This is a genomic window from Methylomonas fluvii (genome assembly GCF_014850975.1).
Lineage (GTDB): Bacteria > Pseudomonadota > Gammaproteobacteria > Methylococcales > Methylomonadaceae > Methylomonas > Methylomonas fluvii.
This window is the reverse complement of sequence record NZ_JACXST010000002.1, coordinates 891,923-898,760: the sequence shown is the minus strand read 5'-3', so window position 1 is coordinate 898,760 and position 6,838 is coordinate 891,923. Positions and strand designations below refer to the sequence as shown.

Genomic DNA, 6,838 nt, shown 5'->3' with positions numbered 1-6,838 from the left:
TATCAATTATTAAGAGGGACAGCATGCGTTATATACGGAACCACAACTATCTCTATTTGGGTAAGTTAGTAAGATGTGACCAACCGCATGCCTTAAAAACGGTCGCGTTGCTGTGCGCATTAGCAAATTCACCAGTGTTTGCAGATAGCGCCAGCAACGGTGAAATCTACGAATTCAACATTTCTGCCGGCGACATATCCACGGCACTGAATAACTTGGCTGAAACTGCCAATGTGGAGCTCAGCTATCCGGCTGCGATAGCAAGCGATGTTAAATCGAATGGTTTGAAAGGCAGCTATACAGCGGAACAAGCGTTGCAACAATTATTGAAAGGAAGTGGGTTGAGCTATCGTGTGGCTGGGGGGAATTCGATTACGGTGGAAAAAGTGCCCACTTTAAAGGAGAGAGATGCTACGGCTATGCCGGCGGTACATGTGGTCGGCAAGGCGGTTTATGATTCAACAGATCCGTATAACTCAGATTATCGTTTGCCCAACGCTTCTACAGCAACTAAGACCGATACGCCGATTATGGAAACGCCGTTCTCGGTACAGGTAGTGACCAAACAAGTATTGCAAGACCAACAAGTGACACGTATCGACAAAGCGGTGCAAAACGTAAGCGGGGTAACGCTTGGAGCAATTAATCAAGGCGCGACAGATGGTTACCAAATCCGAGGTTTCCAAAATAATATTACTTATCGGGATGGAGTTTTAATTCCTACCATTGTCGGCGGTAGCGCCGGAACTAAGCGAGACACTACCAATATAGAGCGAGTGGAAGTTCTCAAAGGGCCGGGGTCTATATTGTTTGGTCGAGCAGAGCCGGGGGGATTGTTAATATTGTCACTAAACAGCCGCTTACAACTCCCTATTATGCCCTACAGCAACAGTTTGGGTCATATGATTTCTACCGAACCACCTTGGATGCGACTGCACCAATTACAAAGGATGACACTCTGCTCTATAGACTTAACGTGTCCTATGAAAACGCAGGCTCTTTCCGAGATTTTATAGAAGGGGAGCGGGTTTTTGTCGCCCCAGTTCTCAAGTGGAATATTAGTCCGAGAACCCAAGCGACCCTAGAGCTTGAATATCAACACTACAACGATAAACCTGATCCAGGTATCACTCGGATAGGTGATCGTCCTGCGAATGTTCCATTGGACAGAGCGTTACATGAGTCACTAAACAATAAGAATGTCGGCGATAGAGTGCTAGTTGGATTCAATTGGTCACATGAGTTCAATGACAACTGGAAGCTAACTCATAGATTTACATCTGAATTCATGGAAAAAGAAAGCAAAACGTTAAACTTTGGTGCAGCCGGAGCTAATGGTTTGCTTACTCGCAATTTCAACAATGCAACACCTAGCTCACAACGATATTTTACTTCGCTTAATTTGATTGGGAATATTTCAACCGGTGTACTTAAGCATAAGCTATTGTGGGGCTACGATTATTTTGTTATCGATGACCAGATAACGAATAGATATGGTGGATCGGTTTCGGGATTTAATATTTTCAACCCGGTTTATTTAACAACATCCCCTGCTTTAACGAAACGGGATGATCAAGGATATACCCAGTCCTGGCACGGGTTGTATTTTCAAGACCAAATTGAGCTTCCTTACCATTTCCATGCACTTGGTGGACTTCGTTACGACAATGCCGAAGGGATAAACAATATTCTTGGACGCGTCACCGAATCAGTTGATCATATTAGTCCTCGTGGTGGTTTATTATGGCAGCCAGTCAATTGGCTTTCACTTTATGGAAGCTATACCGAAAACTTTGGTGGCACCAATAGTTTATTTAATACTGATGGAACTTCTCTCCCACCAGAAAGTGCTCAACAATGGGAAACAGGTTTTAAAACCGAATTTTGGGATGGGAGGTTAAGAACGACAGTATCTTATTTCGAATTAACTAAACAGAATCTTTTTACTGCAATTCCAGGAGACCCAAATGGAAATGGCCGTGCGATTGGCGAAGCTATAAGTAAGGGGATAGAGTTTGATACTACGGGAGAAATCATTCCCGGTTGGAATGTTATCGCAACTTACGCTTACACACCTTTTGCAAAAATAACTAAAGATGTTGATCCTACAGGGGGAATTGGTAACCAGGGAAATAGATTGTTTTTAGCCCCAAAACATTCCGGAAGCTTTTGGAGTACTTACGAATTTCAAACCAGTGCTTTGCGAGGACTTAAGTTCGGTGCGGGAGCCATCGCGCAGGGTCAAAAAGAGGGCAACGCAGGAAATACTTATGAGTTGCCTGGCTTTGTTACAGCAAACCTAATGGCAAGCTACCAAATGAAAGTTGGGAATACAAAACTAACGACCCAATTCAATGTTGATAACTTGCTGGATAAAAACTACTACGCAGGCACTAATAGTGGAAGTTTTATCACCATCGGAACCCCCGAACTTTTATGGGATCGGTTCGAGTGGAGTTTTAACCAACCAATTTCTAATACAGTCAGGCCTTAAATAGCCTGAAAATTTTCAGGCTTAATCTGTGAATTTAGTTAAATGACTGCAATGGATATGGCACGCAAAAATCGCCGCAAACTATGGCTAAAACTACATTTGTATCTTGGCCTATTTGCGGGGGCGATCTTCGTCATTATCGGCTTAACTGGGAGTTTGTTGGCATTTGAACTTCCATTAGACGAGTGGCTTAATTCTAACCTTATGACCGTTTCCGTTAAAACCGGGCATGAAAGTTACCAGCCAATCGATAAGATTGTCGTATCGGGTATTAGTGCTTTGCCGAGCATTGGTAAAGCGATAAGCCTTGATTTCCCGCGACACGACGGACTTGCGTTTGCTCTGTGGTTTGAACAGCCATCACCCAATGCGAGCTATCTGGAAAGACATCAAATTTTTATCAATCCCTATACGGCAGAAGTAACAGGGCAGCGTTTATTAATCGATTTTGAACGGATATGGCGCGATCCGTTTAAGGATTTTATTTTGCGCTTACATTATTCATTGGGCCTGGCGAAAGCAGGGATGAATATCGTGGGCTTTATAGGCTTGGGTTTATTATTTTCTGTATTGACAGGTTTGATTTTGTGGTGGCCCACTCCCGGTAAACTTAGAAACGCACTGACAATCAAGAAAAACTCGAGCATTGAACGATTAAATTTCGATTTGCATAAGACTTTTGGTTTTTATAGCGTAATTGTTCTTCTTTTTTTGATTTTATCGGGAGTGTATTTAATTTTTCCGGAATACGGTCGTAGGTTAATTAACGTCTTTTCCCCCGTCTCTCAGCCATGGCCCATTTTTCTTAGTGTTATACCAAATCATAATAAAGAGCCGATTAGATTTTCTCAGGTTATGGCTGTTACTGATACTCAATGTCCAGATGGGGAGTACCGACGGATTGATTTTCCGCAAAACGAGCAAGATGTTTATCTTGTGCATAAGCGGGAACTTGACGATCCTAACCAAAAACATTCTTATCGCCGCCTTTGGATAGATCAATATAGTGGAAAAATCGTTCATGTTCAGGATAGAAATACGCAAAGCGTGGGCGATATTTTAGTTAAATGGCTTTATCCATTACACACTGGCGAGGCTTTTGGAGTTACGGGGCAAGTCATCATTTTAATATCAGGACTAGTTCCATTATCCCTTTATGTCACTGGTGTTATCAGGTGGTATCAGAAGAGTCAAAGGAACAAGCCCGCTAGGTAATGATAATTCACAATGTTAGTTTTTAGTTTAAAAAACAATGGGTTACTATGCAATGGGAGGCGTTGATGGCTGCAATTATATTTTTTGTTCACCCCATAGCAGGATCTGTAAATGCAAGTTTAAGAACAGCTAGAGAATTAAAATTACTAGGACATGATATTTATTTCTTGGGATTAAGTCGCTGTAAGAAATTTGTACCGATCAACGACTTTAACTTTATACCTTTATTTGAGAGCTGGTTTCCTGGGGAAGACAAAATCAAAGAGGAAGAATCATTTGTTTTTTGGCGAAAAATAGGTCAGCGTAGAAAAAATATAAAACATATTGAGATGTTCCTTGATGCTCTTATCGCAGGCGAGGATAAAGAGTTTTATGATGTTGTTCGCCAGATAAACCCAAAAATAATGGTGGTGGTTGCTACACATTATGACTCTTTTATTTGGGCATTACTTGCATATACGACCGGCATAAATACAATTTATTTGCACGATACATTATGCGGTACTCAGTCAACACGGGTACCGCCAATTACCACAGGCATTATTCCTGGAGAGTCAATTATTGAGCAATTCAAAATAATTCTTTCATGGAAAAAATATTTATTTAATAGGCTTGCAAAGGATGTTATTTACTCATCAGTTTTGAAGTCACAACTAAGTGTTAAAACAGGCCTAGTAAAGCTTTGTAAACATTATAAATATCCACTTAAATTGATTGATATATCTACAGACATGCTTGCACCAAAATTAAAGCTGCCCGAATTAGTACTATGCCCAAAAGAATTCGATTTTTATGACGTAGAGCGAGTTGGGCGCTATTATGTTGGAGCATCTATTGATTTGCATCGTAAACAACCGTCTTTTTCTTGGGAAAAGGTTGATACAGGTAAACCTCTAATTTACTGTGCACTAGGGTCGTTAAACTTTCTCAGCAAGCAAGAACGAATAGGTTTCTTTCAGATAATCCTTGATACAGCAAAGCAACATCAGGAATGGAGTTGGATTGTGGCTGTGGGAGATCAGTTAGATGATAAGAGTTTCATTGATATTTCGGACAATGTTGTTTTGGTCAAAACTGCACCGCAGTTGAACGTGTTAAAAAAAACGGCAATCATGATTAATCATGGCGGCACAAATACTATTAAGGAATGTATTTTGTTTGGCGTTCCGATGATAGTTTTTCCTTTAGCTTTCGACCATTATGGGAATGCCGCAAGGGTTGCATATCAGGGGTTGGGTTTAAAGGGAAATATGAGTAAGTTAACTAGTTCAAAATTAACTTTTATGATTATGCAAATACAAAAAAACCCATATTACAGAATGCAAATAAAAATTATGCAAAAAAAATTCGAAGAAGCTGATAGATTAAATGCAGGAAGTAGTATTATCAATACATTCTGTTTTTAAATTATAGACTACATTTTTCTTTAGTTTGTAAGGCAGTTGATTGATCGGCTCCAAAGATCAATATTAATCGATTGATGTTTTGTATTACGGCGAGAATATTTGAATATATTATTATACCGGGCCGGTAAGCAAATGACTTAGGAAGTTATGATCTAATAATTTGGCATTAATAACTCTTCTGCTAATGTTGTAACGCCTATTTATCCCAGCCTTTCTTTTTGGCTATTTAAAATAAAAACTTAAATTGTCTGAATTTGAAAGTAATATTGACTATACAATTTAATTGTAATTTTACATGGCCAACATCGTTTTTTGCTATCCACCGATAGTGAGTACTATTAACTCGAGCTTGCTATTGGCCCGGAATCTGAGAGATAAAGGTCATATCATCAGTTATCTTGGCATTGCAGATTGCAAACCTACTATATATGAAAATGGGTTTAAATTTGTTTCAGTTTATGAGCAATGGTTTCCTAGCGGCTGGTTTGATAAAGTCTTTTTAAAAGCGACATCTCAGGATTTTAATCTTGAATCTGCAAAAGAACTTACCAGTCATTTTCATAATTTCATCAATTATCTCGTTGCGGGGGGGCGAGGGAGCTTGAAATGACTGTGCGGGAAATAAATCCTGATATAGTTTTAATATCCACCTCGGGAGTTGATTCAATCATATGGGCGCTGATGTTTCACAAAATGAAACTTAAGTCAATTTATTCTTTTAGTGTTCTGGGAGGGAGGGTTAATTATATAACACCTCCTGTCCAATGTGACTTATCTCCAAGCCAATCACTTTGGTCGCCAATCAAAATAATTTTTTCATGGCTAATATATAGAGTCAAACGGATTCAACACGAAGCCTATTTGACTCGTAATGGTTTAAATATATTACCACCAAGCCAAATAAAAAAAATCGCTAAATATTGTAGTTATTCGTACACTGATATTTGTTTTTGGACTGATATGCCTAACCCTCAACTGAAGCTGCCGGAGTTAGTTCTTTGTCCTCCTAGTTTTGAGTATCCTATCTCTAAAAAAGAAGGAAGATATTATGTAGAAGCCTCAATTGATTTACATAGAGAACAATCGCATTTTCCTTGGAATAGAGTTGCTGAGTCGCAACCTATAGTGTATGTGGCGCTTGGCACTCTCCCTCTACTGGCAAAAAACGATTATGAAAGATTTTTTCGCACAGTTATAGAAGTGTCAAATAATTGGCCAACATGGAATTGGATACTATCAATCGGCAACAATTTTGATACAAAATATTTTAATAACGCCGCCTCCAATGTAATTATTGTTAACCATGCGCCACAATTAGAAATATTAAAAAATCATCATTAATGATTACCCATGGTGGACCTAACTCTATTAAGGAGTGTATATTTTTTGGTGTTCCAATGATAGTTTTTCCTTTATGGTTTGATCAGCCAGGCAATGTAGCAAGAGTAACTTATCACGGCTTAGGCCTAAAAGGTGACTTTAAGACAATCAATGGTAATAAACTCCGGGAACTCATAACCGAAGTAACCACTAATACTAAATATATCGAACAAGTACGTTTGATGCAAAAATCCTTCATAAAAACTGAAGAAGAGATGCCGAGTATTAAGTTAATAGAGGAATTTATAGATCAATAAAATATTTCAGAATTATTGGGATTACTTGGCAAGTATATGCTTTCTATTTCTGAGCTAGAACCCAAAAAAAACAGCAGTTTTATATA

General features: G+C 39.0%; 6 protein-coding genes and 1 pseudogene. All 7 read left to right on the top strand.

Annotated features, from left to right (window positions below; genetic code table 11):
- Positions 1-23: 23 nt before the first annotated feature.
- Positions 24-773: pseudogene (locus EBB_RS25935) on the top strand (STN domain-containing protein); the annotation flags it as partial.
- 32 nt (positions 774-805) lie between these two features.
- Positions 806-2,494, top strand: coding sequence for a TonB-dependent siderophore receptor (locus EBB_RS25930; RefSeq protein WP_306790021.1), 1,689 nt, complete (start codon positions 806-808; stop codon positions 2,492-2,494).
- A gap of 42 nt (positions 2,495-2,536) precedes the next feature.
- On the top strand, positions 2,537-3,709 hold the full coding sequence (locus tag EBB_RS13650) for a PepSY-associated TM helix domain-containing protein (RefSeq protein WP_225587442.1): 1,173 nt from the start codon (positions 2,537-2,539) through the stop codon (positions 3,707-3,709).
- Positions 3,710-3,774: 65 nt separating this feature from the next.
- Positions 3,775-5,115 carry a nucleotide disphospho-sugar-binding domain-containing protein gene (locus EBB_RS13645; RefSeq protein WP_192394357.1) on the top strand — a complete coding sequence of 447 codons (1,341 nt, stop codon included), beginning with the start codon at positions 3,775-3,777 and terminating at the stop codon, positions 5,113-5,115.
- 295 nt (positions 5,116-5,410) lie between these two features.
- Positions 5,411-5,725, top strand: a complete 315-nt coding sequence (locus tag EBB_RS25925) for a hypothetical protein (RefSeq protein ID WP_225587441.1) — start codon at positions 5,411-5,413, stop codon at positions 5,723-5,725.
- A complete protein-coding gene (locus tag EBB_RS25920; protein WP_225587440.1) occupies positions 5,722-6,456 on the top strand; it encodes a glycosyltransferase in 735 nt (244 codons plus the stop codon). Before EBB_RS25925 ends, EBB_RS25920 begins: the two co-directional genes overlap by 4 nt.
- Entirely contained in the window at positions 6,456-6,752 is a 297-nt protein-coding gene (locus EBB_RS25915; protein ID WP_225587439.1) for a glycosyltransferase, read from the top strand. Before EBB_RS25920 ends, EBB_RS25915 begins: the two co-directional genes overlap by 1 nt.
- Positions 6,753-6,838 lie beyond the last annotated feature (86 nt).